Source organism: Nocardia sp. NPDC005745 (assembly GCF_040630775.1).
In the GTDB taxonomy this organism is placed as follows: domain Bacteria; phylum Actinomycetota; class Actinomycetes; order Mycobacteriales; family Mycobacteriaceae; genus Nocardia.
Map to the genome: position 1 here is coordinate 26,333 of NZ_JBEXYF010000022.1, position 17,151 is coordinate 43,483.

Consider the following 17,151-nt stretch of genomic DNA (forward strand, 5'->3'; position numbering starts at 1 on the left):
ATGCCCGCGACACGAGCTCTCACCAGATTTTCTCAGCGGCCACTGCCGATGGGTTGCTGGAAGGCGGCCGCGAGGACGGCGCCCACCGTATCGCCCCACACCTGCCAGGTGGCGGGATCCAGCGTCATCGAGCCCACATCGGTGATCGTGACCCCCTCGGCCACCGGCGCACCCGCGAACCGGTCCTTCAGCCACAGCAGCGCGCGCGGCGCCGCGATCGGGTCGAGGGTGAGGTGCTCACTGAAATGGTCGCGGATGTACTCGACCCGTGCGCCCGGGTCCTGGGCGTAAATCCCGACCAGTTCGTTGACGGGCCCGACGGGGATCAGCCAGTCGGCGTTGGCTTGGTACATCAGCATCGGCATGTCCGGCACGGCTCGGCCCAGCTTCGTCTTGTTCAGCACCTCGACGACGACGGGGTCGGTGAACGGGTTCTTCGCCAGCATCCCCAGGTTGTCCGCGAACGGGAACAGTGCGGCCTGGTAGCTCGCGCAGAGTTGCTCCTTGCCCGCGATCATGAGTCTGCCCAGGCCGTTCGCGTTGTCGTCGAGGAATTTCCGCAGCTCCGGATACTCGCGCGAGACGCCGAGCGCGCCCGCGAAGATCAGCCCCGCGGAGAGATTGCCGTTGGCCATCCGCAGTGCGGCCGACAGGTCCGCGGGGATGCCGCCCTCGGCGGCGCCCACCACGTTCAGCTCGGGCGCGTAGTCGCGCTTCAACTCGGCGGCCCAGCCGGTGGCGATCGCGCCGCCGGAGTAGCCCATCATCCCGACCCTGGTCCGGGTCCCGGACAGTTGCATCGGCGCGAAGTTCTCCGCGGCGCGGATGCCGTCGAGAGTGATGCGGCCGGCCAAAGGCCCTGCGGCGTATGCCGAGTCCGGTCCTTGGTGATCCGGGATCACCGCGGCCCAGCCCTGGGCCAGCGCCGCCTGCACCTCGAGGAACTGCGCGGCCACCAGGGTGGATCCGGTCAAGGCCGCGGGGATGCTGCCCATCTGGAGCTGATACGACGGCATGCAGTAGTTGCCGGTCGAGTCCTCGGCGATCTGGTAGGAGAACAGCGGCCGGTCGGCGACGTAGCCGCGCGGCTTGATCACCGTGGCCACGGCGGGGATGGCCTCGCCGCGGGAGTTGGTGGAGCGGTAGGACAGCTGCCAGGCGTCCACGTTCAGCGGGATCAGCGACAGGTTGGCCAGATTGACCTGGCGTGCGGCGATGATCCGGCCGGGAGCCAGATCGGCGTAGGTCTGCACGGGCGGCCGATAGAACGCCGGGTCGAAACCCGGCGGTAGCGGGGGAACCGGGAACGGCAGCGCGGGCTGGATCACCTGGTCGTCGGGCGGCGGCTCGGCGGCCGCGGACCCGGTCGGTAGGAAGGGCAGCCCCACGGCCACCGCGGCGAGTGCCGCGAGCAGCTTCGGTGCGTGCTTGCGGGAAAGGGCCATGCGAGAACCTCTTCGTTCGGCGAGCCACATATGTGAGCCCCATCGGTTTCAGACTGTGCTCGAGTATGCGGTGTCATGGCGCGGATCACAAGAACGGATATCTCCGGCCCCGGTGGGAAGGCATGGTTCGCGGTCGCCGCGATTTCGCTACGGTAAGAGATGTGACGGCGACAGTGGGCAGGCAATACGGCGGGCGTGCCGTCGTGGAGCGGAAAGCCGAGCGGCGTCAGCGGTTCCTCGACGCGGCCACCCGGATCTTCGCCGAGCGCGGCTACGCCGATTGTTCGCTGGCCGACGTGTGCGCCGCCGCGGGCTTGTCCAAGCGGCAGTTCTACGAGGAGTTCCAGGCCAGGGAGGACGTGCTGGTCGCCGCCTATGACCGGATCCAGGACGAGGCCGCCGCCGCCGTGCTGGGGCGGCTGAGTGATCTCGACCCCCGCTTCGACCTGCCCGCTGCGATGACCGCCGTCGTGACGGCCTACCTGGCCTCGATAGGCTCCGACCCCTACCGCGCGAAGGTCGCGTTCATCGAAGTGGTCGGGGTGAGCGACCGGATGGAGCGGCACCGTCGCGAACGGCGGCACGGGTGGGCGTCCATGCTGGAGTCGCACGTGGTGCCGGTGGTCGCTCCGGGTTCGCGGGTGCGTGGCGCGCCGGGGTGGGGTGTGAGCGCCTTGATCGGCGCGATCAACGGGCTGGCGCACGAGTGGGTGCTCGCCGACCCGCGTCCGACGGTGGCCGAGCTCGTCGATCTGCTGGTCCCGATCGCGATGTCGCTGATCGAGCGGGCGGACGAGACGGCGTCCGAGGACCTGCCCGCCTGATTCGCTGTCGTGTCGCTGGATATCCATCCATGCGGCGAAGTCCCATACTGGGCTGATGGCCGGTTCGGTTGCTGTCGCCGCGGACCCCGGTGCCCCGATGGGCGGGGCCAAGACCGACATCATTTTCGGCACGATCGTGCTCGGCATGCTGATGGCGGCGCTGGACCAGACCATCGTGGCCACCCGCTGCCCACCATCGTCGCCGACCTCGGCGGGGCCGGGCACATGGCGTGGGTGGTCACCTCGTACCTGCTTGCCGAGGCTGTGGCGACGGCGCCGGCGGGCAAACTCGGTGACCTGTTCGGCCGCAAGCCGGTGTTCCAGGTCAGTGCCGTGATCTTCATCGTGGGCTCGATGTAAGGCGGCCTGGCGGCGCTGGCTCGACGGCAGGCTCGACGACTGGAACGAAGCCGATCCCGCCGATCGGGCGCTGCTGGACCAGGCGTTGACGAACATCGCCACGAAGTTGCTCGAAGAGCAGGCGCGCGAGCAGCAGACGGTGCCCGCCTGAACCGCTTGCGGCTTATTACTCGTCGACGTATATTCGTACACGAGTAATGAGGAGGTGCCGCGATGAAGAAACGCAAGGTCGACAACCTGCTGGCGCTCGCGGTGCTGTCGGTGATCATCGAACGCCCGATGCACCGGTACGAGATCGCGCAGACCCTGCGCGACCGGGGCAAAGACCACGACATGGCGATCAAGTGGGGTTCGCTCTACACGGTCGTGCAAAACATGGCCAAGGTCGGCTTCCTCGAGGTGGTCGGCAGCGAGCGGGCGGGCGCGCGACCGGAGCGGGTGATCTACCGGATCACCGACGCGGGCCGCGCCGAGATGGCCGATTGGACCAGGGAGCTGCTGGCGACTCCGGAACCGGAACATCACCGGTTCGTCGCGGGTCTGTCCGTTCTCGCGGTGCTTCCGCCCGCCGAGGTGGTCGAACTGCTCGGTAGCCGTCTCGAAGCGCTCGAACAGACCATCGGGACGGTTCGCCGCGAACTCGGCGAACTCGCGAGCGCGCTGCCGCGGCTGTTCGTCATCGAGTCCGAGTTCGGGCTGGCGATGCTGGAAGCCGAGGCGGCGTGGACACGTTCGCTGCGTGACGAGCTGACCGAGGGCACCTTCCCCGGACTGGCGCAATGGCGTGAGTGGCACGAGCGCGGCGCGCTGCCGTCGGAGGTCACCGAGCTGGTGGAGAGGGGGATGACCGAGAACTAGCCGAAACCGGACCCGGCGTGGTGCGGCAACACCGCCGCCGGGCCCGATCGAACAGTCTCGAACCGCGCCCGCGAACGCGCACCCGGCTACAAGGCTGGCAACCACAGGATAACCGGGTGGGTGGCGCGTGGGTCGGTCCGGGAACCGAAACCCGTATCGCACGAATCCTGGAGACACCCATGTCCACAACACGTACCGCCCTGGTGATCGGTGGCGGCATCGCAGGCCCCGTCGTCGCGACGGCCCTGCGCAAGGCGGGCATCGAAGCCCGCGTCTACGAGGCCTACCCCGGCCCTTCCTACGGCATCGGCAGCGGACTCGCGCTGGCGCCCAACGGCATCGCCGCCCTCGACATCATCGGAGCGGGCGATCCGGTCCGCGAGATCGCGCTGCCGGTCACGAAGATGAACATGGCAGTAGGAGACAAGGTGCTGGCACTGCCGGGCCTCTCCGATGTGCCGCCGCTGCAAGTGGTCGACCGCAGCGAGTTGCATCGAGCGCTGCACCGGCACGCGATCGCGGCGGGGGTGCCGTTCGAGTACGACAAGCGCCTGGTCGACGTGCACGAGGACGAATCCGGCAGCACCGCCCGGTTCGCCGACGGCAGCACGGCCACCGCCGACGTGCTGATCGGCGCGGACGGCATCCGCTCGCGGGTGCGCACGCTGATCGACCCGAACGCCCCCGGGCCCGGCTACACCGGCATGCTCGGCTTCGGCGCGACCACCGAGTGCGACGCCGAGATCCCGGCCGACACCATGACCTTCGCGTTCGGCAAGCGGGCGTACTACCTGTACTGGCCGCTCGGCGACGGGCGGGTGGCCTGGGGAGCGAACCTGCCGCACAAGGAGTACCTCTCGCTCACCGCGGCGCGGGCGGTACCGAACGCGCACTGGTTGAAGATCCTGCGCGAGACCTACCGCGACGACAGCCCCGGCGGCGAACTCACTCGCCGCACCACCGAGGACCAGCTGGAGGTGGTGGGCGCGCTGCACATCATGCCGCCGGTGCCGCACTGGCATCGCGGACGCATGGTGCTGGTCGGCGATGCCGTGCACGCCCCGTCCAACAGTTCCGGCCAGGGCGCGTCGCTGGCGATCGAGAGCGGTGTGCAGCTGGCCAGGTGCCTGCGCGATCTGCCCGCTCCGGAGGCGTTCGCGGTGTACGAGCGGCTGCGGCGCGAGCGTGTGGAAGGCGTCGCGGCCCGCGCGGCAAAGATCAACCACAGCAAGACGCCGGGGCCGGTGGGACGCAAATTCATGCCGCTGCTCATGCCGCTGATGGCCAAGACCGTGATGAAACCGGAGAAGACCATGGGACCCGAACAGCGCTACCGGATCGATTGGGACGCACCGGCCGAGCACGAACTCGCGGCGGTGTGAGTCGACGGTGAAGTCCCGCTGGGCCGACCTGCGGGACTGATCCTCGAGTGAGCGGCGATTCGGCGGCGGGAATCGGACCGCCGGATCGACACGGTTCCTGGGCGCCACCTCGCCCGCATGTCGATCCGGTCCAGCCCCGGCTGGTCGTGGCGGGCGCGATAGCCCCGATCAGCGTCGTGCCGCGCGCTCACGCAGAATTCGCGTGGTCTGCTCGTCGCCGGGCAGAAACGCCTCCAGTTGCAGCTCGGCGAGCGTGACGTCCACCGCGGTGGCGAACGAGGTGAGCGTGGTGATCAAACGCAATTCCCCTTCGGCGCAGCGCAGGCGCAATGGCACCGCGAAACCCAGATGCCCCGGCCCCGGCTCGATGGACGGCAGATAGGTCTCCAGCTCGTCGATCAGCTCGTCGAGGACGGGATCGGGGCTGCGGGCCATCCGGTTGCGCAGCGCTTCGGTGACGTGCCTTCCCCATTCGGGCAGGTTGACCACGCGGGCGGCCAAGCCGTCCGGATGCAGCGCGAGCCGCAGCACGTTGACCGGTGGTTCCAGCAGCCAGGGCGCCGCGTCCTCGGTGAGCACGTCGAAGGCCGCGTTGGCGGCGAGCAGGATGCCGTAGGGCCGCACGACCAGCGCCGGGTAGGGCAGATGGCCGTCCAGAATGGCGCGTAACGCCTCCAGCACCGGTGCCAGTTCCGCGGTGTCGAGTTCCGATTCGGGGAAGATCGGCGCGTATCCCGCGGCCAGCAGCAGTCCGTTGCGTTCGCGCAGGGACAGCTCCAGTGATTCGGCCAGCCGCACCACCATGGTGCGGCCGGGGCGCGAGCGGCCCTGCTCCAGGAAGCTCAGATGACGCTGCGTGGTGTCGGCGCGGATCGCGAGGTCGAGTTGGCTGACCCGGCGCAGCGTCCGCCAATGCTTGAGCTGCCGGGCGAACCCGGTGGACTCGATCGCCGTTGTCATAACAGCAGTATCGGCGGGCGGGCAGCGGGCTCGCCATACCCTGCGGGGAATCGCGCGGACTTCGAACGGCGGCAAAACTCTGCCGCATGAGCAACGAATTCGATGAGCAGGAACTCTCGCGATTCGCCGAACGGTACATCGCGTTGTGGAACGAGCCCGACGCCGAAGCCAGGCGCAAGCGGATCAGGCAGCTGTGGTCCGAGGACGGCGCCCAGGTCCTGGTGGATCCGCCGCAGGGTATGCGGGAAGCGTTGGCCGCGCTGTCCTTCCCGATCCCGACCGTGGAGATCCGTGGCTATGAAGCGCTGGACCGCCGCGTCGACCGGGCGTACGACGAGTTCGTCGCTCCAGGCGAGCACGTGTTCGTGGCGCAGCGGCAGGCGGTGCGCCTCTCGGTGAACCTGATCGGCCTGACCTGGCACATGGTGACGAAGGCCGACGGCGCCGTGGTGGGCGGCGGATACGACGTCATCGCCCTCGACGACGACGGCCGGATCCGGTGGGATCACCAGTACATCGGCGTCGCATGAGGCAAGCCGTCGCCTACCATCTCGACCCCTCGCGCGGCGCGGGCGCGCTGACCGCCGCCCCGCAGGAGATGCCGGTGCCCGGCCCACGGCAGGTGGTGATCCGGGTGCGGGCGGCGTCGCTGAATCGTCGCGATCTGATGCTGGTGGACGGTACGTACCCACTGCCCGCCACCCCCGGCGTCGTCCCGCTCAGCGACGGCGTCGGCGAGGTGATCGCCGTGGGCGACGACGTGACCCGCGCCGCGGTGGGCGACCGGGTGACCGCCACCTACTTCGTCCGCTGGGTCGACGGTCCGCAGCGTCAGTCGCACGTCGTCGAGCAGTACGGCGCCACCTATCCCGGCATGCTCGCCACTTATGCCGTGCTGGAGGAGGATTCGGTGGTGCACGTGCCCGGTCACCTCACGGACTCGGAAGCCGCGACGCTGACCTGCGCCGGGGTGGTGGCGTGGGCCGCGCTGAGCACGCCGTTGCCGGTGCGGCCGGGCGAGACAGTTTTGACCGTCGGCAGCGGATCGGTGGCGCTTTTCGGCGTACAGCACGCGAAAATGCACGGCGCCAGGATCATCTCGATCACCTCGAACGATCGCAAAGCCGAGCGGTTACGCGCGCTCGGAGCCGACGAGGTGATCGATCGCAGCCGGACCCCGGAGTGGGAAAGCGTCGTGCTGGACCGCACCGGCGGTGATGGCGCCGACCACGTCCTCGACGCGGTGGGCATGCCGACACTGGCGAGATCCGTGCGGTCGGGCGCGTACAACGCGCGGATCACGATGATCGGCGCGATGCCCGCCACCGATCCGCCCGCGGGCAATCCATTCGGGGCGTCGTATCTGTCGATCCGCCGCATCGCGGTGGGCAGCCGAACGGATTTCGAGGCGATGAACCGAGCGATCGCCGTCCATCGGATGCGTCCCGTCATCGACCGGGTGTTCGCGTTCGAGGAAGCCGAGGCGGCCTACCGGTATCTCCGCACCGGTGACCCGTTCGGGAAGGTGGTGATCGAGATTCCCTAGGGCTCAGGGGCAGGCGGTCAGGATCCGCACCATGGCGTCCTTCTCGGCCGGGGTGACCCAGAGCTGGTAGGCCGCCTTAACCTGGATCTGCCTGGTCAGGTAGGCGCAGTGGTAGCCCTTGCTCGGCGGCAGCCATTCGGCCGCGTCGGAGTCGCTCTTGGACTGGTTGGTCGGGCCGTCGACGGCCTGCAGGTTCAGCGGGTCGTTGGCCAGGTCGCGGCGGCGTTCGGCGGAAAGCTGCTGTGCGCCTTTCTGCCAAGCGTCCGACAGCGCGACGACGTGATCGATCTGCACGTCGTCGGAGGACTTCGTGCCGCGCTTGAAGGCGATGGTCTTGCCGGTGTACGGGTCGGCGAGCGTTCCGGTGGCGACGATGCACTTGCCCGACTTGAAGGTCACGTCGGTCATGTCGCGCTGGAGGATGTCGTTGCGGGTGTCGCAGCCGTTGCCGCCGCCGGGCACCGAGACGTTGTCGGTCCAGGGCGGCCCGAATTCGTCCCTGCTGTAGCCGGTTTTGGGCGCGCGCTCCGCCACGCGCAGGGAGTTGAGCAGGGCGAGAGCGTCGCGGCCGGGAATCGGGGCGGCGGCATCGGCGCACGCCCGGCCGCCCGAACCGCATCCCGCCGCCGTCGACTGGCTGGGGTGAACCGAGGAGCAGGAGATCAGTCCGATGGAAGTCGCCACCATGATGCCGATCAGAGCCAGCCGCCGCGTTGTGGACTTCATCGAACTTCCTAACGCCGAACCCACTTGAAACTGTAACCGGCGACAAGGTATCCAGTGGCAGGGTTCGCGCAACCCAACGGCGCGTATGAGATTCGGCACAGCCGACCGTTAACGGGCGATGCGCCGGAGCGATCGGGCAGGAGTGGGCCCGCCCCCGAATCGCCGTGCCGGCGCCGATTCGGGGGCGGTCTATCACGAGGAGACCTGGGGAGCCGCGCGGTTGTGCGGATGGTTGTCCACTCCGAAAACCGCACTGGTACGACACCACGGGGCTGATGAGGGGGAGGTCCCGAGGTGTCGAGCCGCGCCTGCTCCGGACTCACTCGTGACGATCAGGGGTGATCGGGATCAGGGGGGTGACCAGGGAAGTCCCTACCCGGGTAGGGCGCCAGCACGCATCCGCTCCATCTCGATCTCACTTGTTCCTACGTATCAAGACAGTAGATAGTACGCGTGGCGATTGGCAAGTTCGTTGTGAAGGATCGAAATATTTCTCAGCCGATCTTCAGTTTCGGCCATGCATCTACTGCATGAGTACCGAGGTGGGCATGAGATGGCGGTGCGGTGTGGCGCCGTCGCCGTCCGGCCGGCCGTGCGTGTGACGATGATCACTTCATGTCCGGTCACAGGCAAGCAAATCCTGTGTCGAAACGGGTGTGGGCAAGCAAGCCCGACCTGAAAGGACCACATCATGCCGACCGTCGACGTTCTCGACTCCTTCATCAACTACCGCGACACCGGAGTGGGGGACACCCCGGTGGTGTTCCTGCACGGCAATCCGACCTCGTCCTACCTGTGGCGCAACGTGATCCCGCACGTCGCCGATCGAACCAGGGCGCTGGCGCCGGACCTGATCGGGATGGGGGAATCCGGCAAGCCGGACAGCGGCTACCGCTTCACCGACCACGCCGCCTACCTGGACGCCTGGTTCGACGCGCTCGGCCTGGACGAGGTGGTGCTGGTCGGGCACGACTGGGGCGGCGCGCTGGGCATCGACTGGGCCGCGCGGCATCCCGGCCGGGTGCGCGGCATCGCGCTGATCGAGACCTTCTTGCGCCCGATGCGCTGGGACGAACTGCCTGCGCTCGGCGCCGAGCTGTTCCGCAAGTTCCGCTCCCCGGAAGGCGAGCGGATGATTCTGGAGGAGAACACCTTCATCGAGTTCAACCTGCCGAAGGGCATCGCCGACCTGGCCGCCGAGGATCACGACGTGTACCGGGCGCCGTACCCCACCCCGGCCACACGCAAGCCGCTGCTGGTGTGGCCGCGTGAGTTCCCGCTGGACGGCGAGCCCGCCGACGTCGTCGAGCTGGTGCGGAACTACGGCGCGTGGGCGGCCGCCACACCCGAGGTGCCGAAATTGCTGATGGCCCTGGAGAACGGCGTCGGATTGGGTGCGGCGGAGGCGATCGACTGGGCCGCGAGCACCTTCGCGAGCGCCGAGGTCGCGCCGATCGGCCCGGCGGGCCACCACGCGCCGGAGGACCGGCCGGACGAGATCGGCCGGGCGGTCGCGCAGTGGCTCGACCGGCACGCCCTGATCGGTGCGGCCGCTCGCTCGTGACCTCGTGCCCGGTGTGACCGGGGCGTGCTTGCGCCGACCGCGACGCAAGCCGAATGATGGCCGGATGAGCACCGAGCACGACCGGGTCGCGGCGGAAGAAAAGGCCATGGTCGCCCGCGCGGTCGCGGGCGACCGGGACGCCATCGCCCAGGTGGTGCGCCTGCTGCAGGACCCGCTCTATCGGCTGGCCCTGCGCATGGTGTGGCGGCCCGCGGAGGCCGAGGACGCGACGCAGGAGATCATGGTGCGGGTCCTCGACCATCTGCACAGCTGGCGCGCCGAGGCGAAACTGCTCACCTGGGCCTATCGCATCGGCGTCAATCACCTGCTGAATCTGCGGCGGCAATCCCCGCAGGAGGCCGCGCAACTGAGCTTGGACTCCTTCCGGGACGGGCTGGCCGACGGATTGTCGGAGGCGGATCACCGCGGGCCGGAAGCGGTGCTGCTGACCGCCGAGGTGCGGCTCACCTGTAGCCAGGGCATGTTGCAATGCCTGGCCCGCGACGAACGGATCGCCTTCGTGCTCGGTGAGGTGTTCGAACTGAGTTCCGCCGAGGCCGCCTGGATCCTCGAGGTCACCCCGGCCGCCTATCGAAAGCGGTTGCAGCGAGCCAAGAAACGGCTCGGGAACTTCCTGAACGCGACCTGCGGCCTGGTCGATCCCGCGGCGTTCTGCCGCTGCTCGCGCCGGGTGGACCGAGCGCTCGCCTCGGGACGGGTCGACCCGCGCCGCCCGGTGTACGCGCGCCATCCGGTCAGCGCGGGCGGTCGTACCGCGGCCGAGGCCGAACGGCAGATGATCCGGTTGCACGACGCGGCGTCGGTGCTGCGTGCTCATCCGGACTACGCCGCGCCGCAAGCGAAGATGGACGCGATCGCGGGGCTGCTCGGTTCCGGTCGTTTTCCCATGCTCGAGCAGACATGACCCGAACGGCGGCTCGCGTCGCGGCCGAATCGCTCAGCCGGGCGCTCCAGGGCCGGACGAGCCGGTGGCGGTCCGGGTGGCGAAGAGAGAAGTTCCTCGTAGATCCCTTGCGAGATGGGCGATGTCGGCGGGGCCGACACGGCAGCATCCGCCGATGATCCGCGCGCCCCGCGCGTACCACTCGCGGGCTTGCCCCGGCCTGAACTGTGGGGGACCGGTCCAGCGCCGGCGCGCCGCATCCCAGCCTTCGCCGCTGTTGGGGTAGACGACCACGGGTTTTCCGGTGCGGGCGGCGAGTTCCACCGCGGCCGAGACATCGGCGGGCGCGCAACAGTTCACGCCGATCGCGACGATCGAGGCCGAGTCCGCGGCCACCGCGAAGGCATCGGCGAGCGGTTGACCGGCACGCGTGCGGTCGCCGTCGATGGTGTAGCTGAGCCATGCGGGCACCCCGAACTCGTTCACCAAGTCCACGAGGGCCTCGGCCTCGTCGATATCGGGAACGGTCTCCACGGCCAGCAGGTCCGCGCCCGCCTCGGCGAGCACCTCCATACGCGGCCGATGCCATGCTCGCAGTTCGGCCACGGTGCGGCCGTAGCGGCCACGATATTCCGATCCGTCGGCGCGCGCGGCGCCGTACGGGCCGATCGAGGCGGCGACCCACCGGCGCCGCCCATCGCCGGCGCGGGCATCGCGCGCCGCGCGGGCCAGCGCCACGCCGCGCTGCCACAGCCGTACCGATTCCGTCCTGGTCAGCCCCCGCGCGGCGAAACCATCGAGGGAAGCCTGATAGGTCGCGGTGGTCGCGATGTCGGCGCCCGCGCGGAAATAGGCGGCGTGCACCGCCTCGATCGCGGCGGGTTCGTCCACGAGCAGGCGCGCCGACCACAACGCGCCGGACAGGTCGTGGCCGCGGGCCTCCAGCTCGGTGGCCAATCCGCCGTCCGAGATCAGTGCCCCCGCCGCGGGGTCGAACAGCACGGTTCCACTGTAGGACGCGGCTTATTCGTCGTCGCTGGGCTGGGCGGTCGGTGGCACGCCGGTGTCGAGGAAGCGGATGAGCCGCTCGATGCGCGCCGTGTGGTCGACGCAGCGTTCCAGGTGATGTCCCAGCAGGGCGATATCGATCGCTACCTCGGTGGACGGCTGGGTCGCCGGGTCGCGCAGCGCGGAATGCAGCTGCTGGTGCAGCGTTTCCATCGGGCGACCGGCGGGTGTCTCCTCCTCCGGCAGCGGGTGGCGGCCCGCGACCGCTTGCCCGGCCAGCGCCGTGCGCTCGGCCGCCAGCTTGCCCATCGCGGCGAGGATGTCCAGGATCGGTTGCTCCGCCGCGTGTCCGGGATGACTCTGGTACACCTTGTCGGCGACGCGGCTGGCGAGCCGGCCGATGCGGGACAGTTCACCGGCGATCTGGATCGCCGTCACCACGTGCCGCAGGTCGCGGGCCACCGGCGCCTGTAATGCGAGCAGCACCACGGTGCGCGCCTCGCACGCGCCGTACATCTTCTGCAGCTGCTCGTCGAGCGCGAAGACCTCGTAGGTCGCGGTGAGATCGGCGTCGACGAGCGCGTCGGTGACACGCTCGACGGCGTCGTGGGCGAGCGTGCACATCAGCGTCAGATCATTCGTCAACGCGATGAGCTCGGCAGTGAACTGGGTGCGCACCGCCAAATTCTCACCCATGGAGGGGCGCGGGGTCGATTCCTTGCCGGATGTTCTTCGGTAACGGCATCGCCAGGGCCGACCGGCCGGCCTGCCTCGCGGAGGGGGACGCCGGAGATCGCCCGCTCGCAAAGCTATGGGCTCGGCTGAAAGCCACAGGTCCGGCATCTTTTTGGAGCTGCTTCGCGCTGCGGCGAAACCCGGCGCGCGAGATCCGGGGGACGGGGGCCGATCGCCCGGCGAACGGGCTGCTGGTCGACGGGAGTTCAGCGGGGCCGGGGAGAGATATTGCGAGACGGCCGATTTGTGGCTCGCATCACAGAAAGATTCTGGTGCACAACGGGCCTCGCCCGATTGCCCACCGCACGCCCCACGCTGTCCGGTGCGGCGGCACGGAACTGTCGGCACTGCGCGATGCGAGGGGGCGGCCGTTTGCGCCCCGATGCCTGGCGGTGCAATTGCGCACCGCATGCGGGCTCGTGCCCTGTTCGAGACCCGAATCGCGGACACGGCGCGGCCTGCCGACGGGTGTGACCGGTGTTACCGTCGCGGCATGCCGAACTTGCGCGACATCCAGCATCGGGTGGTGACGGCGTTCCAGCGCCGCGTGGGCAATCCGCTGCTCAGCACGCTTCCAAAGCAGACCCTCTTGGAGACCACCGGCCGGGTCAGTGGGCAGCCGCGGACCACGCCGATCGGCGGGCGGCGGGTCGGGCGGGAGTTCTGGCTGGTCTCCGAGTTCGGTGAGCGTTCGCAGTATGTCCGGAACATCAAGGCCGACAATCGAGTTCGGCTGCGGTTGCATGGGCGCTGGCACACCGGCACCGCGCATCTGCTGCCCGAGGACGACCCGCGTGCCCGCCTTGCCGCCCTGCCGCGCGCCAACAGCGCGGCCGTCCGGTTCGTCGGTACCGATCTGCTCACCGTGCGCATCGATCTGGACGACTGAGCTCGCGCCCGGGGCGGGGATACCCATCACCCGACCGGGATGCGAATAGTTTGCTGGGACGATGGTGGGCATGATCCGTGTGTTGCTCGCCCGCTGGACCGTAGTGGTACCGCTGCTGGCCGTCCTCGCCCTCGCGGCCACTTGGGGCCGCGGTCTGCCCGGTGTCGCGGTGGCGATCGTGGTGCTGGCGTTGATCGGGGCGGTGCTCGCGGCGGTGCACCACGCGGAAGTGGTCGCGCGCCGCATCGGTGAACCGTTCGGCTCGCTGGTGCTGGCCGTCGCGGTGACCGTGATCGAAGTGGCGCTCATCCTCACCCTGATGGGCCAAGGCGGTGACAAGACCGCGACTCTGGCCCGCGACACGGTCTTCGCCGCGGCGATGATCACCTGCAACGGGATCTTCGGTCTCTGCCTGCTGGTGGGCGCCTTGCGGCGGCGGGTGGCGGTATTCAACGCGGAAGGCACCGGTGCGGCGCTGGCCACCGTGGCGACGCTGGCCACGCTCAGTCTCGTGCTGCCGACCTTCACCACGAGCAAGCCCGGTCCGGAGTTCTCGTCGGCGCAGCTGGCTTTCGCCGCGGTGGCCTCGCTCGCGTTGTACGGCTTGTTCGTGCTCGTGCAGACGGTGCGTCATCCGGACGACTTCCTCCCGGTCGAGGTGGGCGGCACCGTCGCCGACGGCGACGAGCACATCGAGTCGCCCAGTGTGCGCACCGCGCTCGCCGCCCTGGCTCTGCTGCTGGTCGCCCTCGTCTGCGTGGTCGGGCTGGCGAAGGTGGTCTCGCCCGCCGTCGAGTCGGCGGTCGAGTCGGCGGGATTGCCGCAGTCGGCGGTCGGCGTGGTGATCGCGTTGCTGGTGCTGCTGCCCGAGACGCTCGCCGCGATCCGGGCCGCGCGCCGCGACCAGGTGCAGATCGGTCTCAATCTGGCCCTGGGTTCGGCCATGGCGAGCATCGGCCTGACCATCCCGGCGATCGCGGTGGCGAGCATCTGGCTGGACGGCCCCTTGGTGCTCGGTCTCGGCGCGACCCAGATGGTGCTGCTGGCCCTGACCGTCGTCGTCGGCGGCCTGACGATCGTCCCCGGACGCGCGACACTCCTCCAAGGGGGCGTCCACCTGGCAGTGTTCGCGGCTTTCGTCGGCCTGGCCGCCAGCCCCTAGCATCAGACTTCGCGGCCTGTTCCACTGCGGGGCGCAGTGGTCAGTGGGGGTGTTGTGCGGCGTATCTGGCGCGTTCCCGCGCTTCCCGCTGGGCTTGTCGCGGGTTCTTCAGATCGGCGGGCAATCCGTGCTTCGCGAGCCGGTGCGCGCGGTTCATCGGCATGAAGGCGACGGTGTAGAACAGGGCCAGCAGCAGCGCCAGCAGGACCATCGCGCCGCGCAGCCACAGTTCGCCGGGAAACAGCAGGAACGCCGCGAACAGCGGTGTGAACGGCACCAGCCCGCGCAAGACGTGCCGGGTGGCCGCGAACCTGCCGGTCAGGTCGTCGCGCACCCACTCGCGCATCGAATCGGGCAGGCGGCGTCCGAATGCGTAGCCGATCCACTGGATCGGGTGGGGCCGTCGTCGTTCGCGTGTCACTACCGGGCTCCTCGGTTGGGGGACGGGGCGTCGGGCTCCGCGAGCACCGACCGCCGGGCCGCCTCGTTCACCCGGGTGAGGGCGTCGCGCAGCTGCTCGAGGTCGGCCATGGCCACGCCGAGGCGCCGCACGACGGCGGGCGGGATCTGCTCGGCCTTCGCGCGCAGCGCGGCTCCGTCCGAGGTCAGGTTCACCACCAGGTTCCGCTCGTCCCGGCTGTCCCGTTCGCGACTGATCAGCCCGGCCGCTTCCAGGCGCTTGAGCAGGGGGGACAGCGTCGGAGAGTCGAGCTGGACAGCCTCGGCGATCGCTTTGACCGACATCGGAGCCTCACCCCACAGCGCGAGCATCACCAGATACTGCGGGTGGGTCAGGCCGAGCGGCTCCAGCAGCGGCCGGTAGACGGCCAGCACGGCCCGATTGGCCACCGCCAGCGCGAAGCACACCTGGCGGTCCAAGCGCAGCGGATCGTCGATCACGGGCTCCATCGGTCCTCCTTTCCGCGCTCCAAGTTAGCGCATTAATAGTTAGTGCGTTAATCGATGTGGGCGACATCTCGGCGCGAGATCCCGGCTCCGAGGCCGCCGCTGGATACCGTGAGATCCATGCACTACGGACGCGGGGCCGATCCGCGCATCCAGGAACTCGACGCGGTTCGTGGCTTCGCGCTGTGCGGCATCCTGGTGGTGGATATCTGGCGGATCGCCGACATGGCGGCCACGGATGAATCGGGCGCGCCGATACCGATCCGGCACGTGCTGTCGGTGGTGTTCGAGGGCCGGTTCTTCCCGATCTTCTCGTTCCTGTTCGGAATCGGCTTCGCATTACTGCTGGACAATGCCGCGGAGCGCGGCGAGCGCCCCCGGTTGGTCCTGATCCGCCGCTTGCTGGCGCTCGGGGTGATCGGCGCGGTCCATCAGCTGTTCCAGCCGGGTGAGGCGCTGCTTCCGTACGCGCTGGCCGGGCTGGTGATCCTGCTGCCCGCCTCGGCGCTGCCGAACTGGGTGGTGCTGGTGGCCGGACTCGCGGGCACGTTCGGCGTGGCGCTGGCCCTGGGCGGCGGACTGGCCCTGGCGCCCGGGTTGTTCCTGCTGGGCCTTGCCACCGCGCGCGCCGGAATCGTGGACACCCTGGCCGATCGGGTCTGGCAGATCGGCGCCGTGTTCGCCCTCGCCCTACCCGCCGCGATAGTGGCGGGAATGTGGGAGTACCGCACACCGTATCTGGAGCTGTGGTCCACGCCGGCCACGGCCGTGGCGGGCCTGCTGGGCGCGCTGGCCTACGTCACCGGATTGCTGCTGTTGCTGCGCGTCGAGCCCGGTCAGGTCCTTGCGGAGGTGTTGCGGCCGCTGGGCCGCATGGCGTTGACCAATTACGTGGGCGCCACCGCGCTGATCCTGCTCGCCGCACCGCGTCTGGGTCTGTACGGCTCCGGCGACTACGCGCCGGTGCTGGGGTTGGCGGTCGCGATCATCCTGGTACAGGCGGTGATCAGTGCGGTGTGGTTGCGGTTATTCGAATACGGTCCCCTGGAATGGGTGTGGCGGTGCGTCACCTGGTGGACGGTGGCGCCGATCCGGCGGGTGCGGATGCCGAGCCGCCCGTATTGAACTCGGCCGCCGCCGTCTTCGGGCTCGGCGCCATCCGGATTGTTCAGCGTTGCTCGTTCTCGATGCGCCGCAGGACATTCAGCATCGCCAGCACCGACTCGGCGCGAACCGTGCCCTGTCGCAGCCCGTCGCGCAGCACCGGTTCCAGTGCCTCGTGCGCGGCGTTCCCCCTGAGCGCGTTGATCAATGCCAGTTCGCTGCCGCGCGTCGCCGCCAGACGGGGTTCGGTGAACGGGTCCAGGCTGGTCAGCCCGAAGTAACCGCGGAACACCTCCAGCGTCTCGTAGGACGGGTTCACCGCCTGCCCGGTGCGCAGCTTCCAGAGGTAATTGGCGGACAAGCGCGCGCCGGTGGCGCGGTGGATGTCCGCGGCCAGCGCGCGGTGAGTGATCTGGTGCGGCTGCCCGTCTTTCCCGGTGGGCGGGTGCATTCCGTCGATGAGCGTGTTGAGCGCCCGCGTGAACGGGTGTAAGTCCTCCCCCATGGCAGCGTTGTCTCCTGTGGTTGACAGGGCATGTGGCGTAGATCATACTCGTGCGTGCTCCGCCTGCGCATGCCGTTGTGGTCGCCCCGAAGGGTGAGTGACCGCGAAGGGTTCGGCGCCCGAGAGCGGTAGCAGGTGGGGCGATCATCGTCGCTCGCCCCATCTCCTCGGCGTTCGCGGGGCGGCCCGTGTGCGATACCGGAAACCGCAGCGCCAGAAGATTTCTCGCGCATATGCCGCGAACGTCCTAACGCTCCGGATGCGGACGGGTTC

The 17,151-nt window shown here is 69.2% G+C and carries 18 protein-coding genes and 1 pseudogene; 11 read left to right on the forward strand and 8 right to left on the reverse strand.

Going from position 1 to position 17,151, the window contains the following annotated elements:
- Positions 1-32 precede the first annotated feature (32 nt).
- Positions 33-1,445 carry a lipase family protein gene (locus tag ABZ420_RS22845; protein ID WP_357126048.1) on the reverse strand — a complete coding sequence of 471 codons (1,413 nt, stop codon included), beginning with the start codon at positions 1,443-1,445 and terminating at the stop codon, positions 33-35.
- 161 nt (positions 1,446-1,606) lie between these two features.
- Here ABZ420_RS22845 and ABZ420_RS22850 point away from each other — a divergent pair, with 161 nt between their 5' ends.
- The 4 genes and pseudogenes from ABZ420_RS22850 to ABZ420_RS22865 all read left to right on the forward strand — a co-directional run bounded on the left by ABZ420_RS22850 (position 1,607) and on the right by ABZ420_RS22865 (position 4,869).
- On the forward strand, positions 1,607-2,269 hold the full coding sequence (locus tag ABZ420_RS22850) for a TetR/AcrR family transcriptional regulator (protein WP_357126052.1): 663 nt from the start codon (positions 1,607-1,609) through the stop codon (positions 2,267-2,269).
- A 97-nt stretch (positions 2,270-2,366) separates the two neighbouring features.
- A pseudogene (locus ABZ420_RS22855) lies at positions 2,367-2,626 on the forward strand (MFS transporter); the annotation flags it as partial.
- A 216-nt stretch (positions 2,627-2,842) separates the two neighbouring features.
- Positions 2,843-3,487: a PadR family transcriptional regulator gene (locus ABZ420_RS22860; RefSeq protein WP_357126055.1), complete on the forward strand. Its 645-nt coding sequence runs from the start codon at positions 2,843-2,845 to the stop codon at positions 3,485-3,487.
- A 179-nt stretch (positions 3,488-3,666) separates the two neighbouring features.
- Positions 3,667-4,869: an FAD-dependent monooxygenase gene (locus ABZ420_RS22865; RefSeq protein ID WP_357126058.1), complete on the forward strand. Its 1,203-nt coding sequence runs from the start codon at positions 3,667-3,669 to the stop codon at positions 4,867-4,869.
- Between the two features lie 168 nt (positions 4,870-5,037).
- Here ABZ420_RS22865 and ABZ420_RS22870 read toward each other — a convergent pair whose 3' ends face one another.
- Positions 5,038-5,829, reverse strand: coding sequence for a helix-turn-helix transcriptional regulator (locus tag ABZ420_RS22870; protein WP_357126061.1), 792 nt, complete (start codon positions 5,827-5,829; stop codon positions 5,038-5,040).
- A gap of 86 nt (positions 5,830-5,915) precedes the next feature.
- Here ABZ420_RS22870 and ABZ420_RS22875 point away from each other — a divergent pair, with 86 nt between their 5' ends.
- Together ABZ420_RS22875 and ABZ420_RS22880 are read left to right on the forward strand one after the other, a co-directional pair.
- The gene (locus ABZ420_RS22875) at positions 5,916-6,359 is read left to right on the forward strand and encodes a hypothetical protein (protein ID WP_357126064.1); all 444 of its coding nucleotides are present in this window, start codon (positions 5,916-5,918) and stop codon (positions 6,357-6,359) included.
- Positions 6,356-7,375 (forward strand): NAD(P)-dependent alcohol dehydrogenase, encoded by a 1,020-nt coding sequence (locus ABZ420_RS22880; RefSeq protein WP_357126067.1) that lies wholly within the window; start codon positions 6,356-6,358, stop codon positions 7,373-7,375. Before ABZ420_RS22875 ends, ABZ420_RS22880 begins: the two co-directional genes overlap by 4 nt.
- A 3-nt stretch (positions 7,376-7,378) precedes the next feature.
- Here ABZ420_RS22880 and ABZ420_RS22885 read toward each other — a convergent pair whose 3' ends face one another.
- Positions 7,379-8,101, reverse strand: coding sequence for an HNH endonuclease family protein (locus ABZ420_RS22885; RefSeq protein ID WP_357126070.1), 723 nt, complete (start codon positions 8,099-8,101; stop codon positions 7,379-7,381).
- Positions 8,102-8,792: 691 nt separating this feature from the next.
- On the opposite strand from ABZ420_RS22885, the gene ABZ420_RS22890 reads away from it, so the two are divergent.
- Entirely contained in the window at positions 8,793-9,665 is an 873-nt protein-coding gene (locus ABZ420_RS22890) for a haloalkane dehalogenase (protein WP_357126073.1), read from the forward strand.
- Between the two features lie 64 nt (positions 9,666-9,729).
- Positions 9,730-10,590, forward strand: a complete 861-nt coding sequence (locus tag ABZ420_RS22895) for an RNA polymerase sigma factor (RefSeq protein ID WP_357126076.1) — start codon at positions 9,730-9,732, stop codon at positions 10,588-10,590.
- A 33-nt stretch (positions 10,591-10,623) separates the two neighbouring features.
- On the opposite strand, the gene mmuM is transcribed toward ABZ420_RS22895, so the two are convergent.
- The gene (mmuM, locus tag ABZ420_RS22900; protein ID WP_357126324.1) at positions 10,624-11,568 is read right to left on the reverse strand and encodes a homocysteine S-methyltransferase; all 945 of its coding nucleotides are present in this window, start codon (positions 11,566-11,568) and stop codon (positions 10,624-10,626) included.
- 24 nt (positions 11,569-11,592) lie between these two features.
- A complete protein-coding gene (locus ABZ420_RS22905; RefSeq protein ID WP_357126079.1) occupies positions 11,593-12,255 on the reverse strand; it encodes a PhoU domain-containing protein in 663 nt (220 codons plus the stop codon).
- Between the two features lie 550 nt (positions 12,256-12,805).
- On the opposite strand from ABZ420_RS22905, the gene ABZ420_RS22910 reads away from it, so the two are divergent.
- Positions 12,806-13,201, forward strand: coding sequence for a nitroreductase/quinone reductase family protein (locus tag ABZ420_RS22910; protein ID WP_357126082.1), 396 nt, complete (start codon positions 12,806-12,808; stop codon positions 13,199-13,201).
- Positions 13,202-13,271: 70 nt separating this feature from the next.
- A complete protein-coding gene (locus ABZ420_RS22915; protein WP_357126085.1) occupies positions 13,272-14,363 on the forward strand; it encodes an ionic transporter y4hA in 1,092 nt (363 codons plus the stop codon).
- A gap of 40 nt (positions 14,364-14,403) precedes the next feature.
- Here the strand turns inward: ABZ420_RS22915 and ABZ420_RS22920 are convergent, their stop codons facing one another.
- Together ABZ420_RS22920 and ABZ420_RS22925 are read right to left on the reverse strand one after the other, a co-directional pair.
- Positions 14,404-14,784 (reverse strand): DUF5313 family protein, encoded by a 381-nt coding sequence (locus ABZ420_RS22920; protein ID WP_357126088.1) that lies wholly within the window; start codon positions 14,782-14,784, stop codon positions 14,404-14,406.
- Positions 14,784-15,272: a MarR family transcriptional regulator gene (locus tag ABZ420_RS22925; protein WP_357126091.1), complete on the reverse strand. Its 489-nt coding sequence runs from the start codon at positions 15,270-15,272 to the stop codon at positions 14,784-14,786. Before ABZ420_RS22925 ends, ABZ420_RS22920 begins: the two co-directional genes overlap by 1 nt.
- Positions 15,273-15,389: 117 nt before the next feature.
- Here ABZ420_RS22925 and ABZ420_RS22930 point away from each other — a divergent pair, with 117 nt between their 5' ends.
- Positions 15,390-16,394: a DUF418 domain-containing protein gene (locus ABZ420_RS22930; protein WP_357126094.1), complete on the forward strand. Its 1,005-nt coding sequence runs from the start codon at positions 15,390-15,392 to the stop codon at positions 16,392-16,394.
- Positions 16,395-16,437: 43 nt separating this feature from the next.
- Here the strand turns inward: ABZ420_RS22930 and ABZ420_RS22935 are convergent, their stop codons facing one another.
- The gene (locus ABZ420_RS22935) at positions 16,438-16,878 is read right to left on the reverse strand and encodes a hypothetical protein (RefSeq protein ID WP_357126096.1); all 441 of its coding nucleotides are present in this window, start codon (positions 16,876-16,878) and stop codon (positions 16,438-16,440) included.
- Between the last annotated feature and the right edge of the window lie 273 nt (positions 16,879-17,151).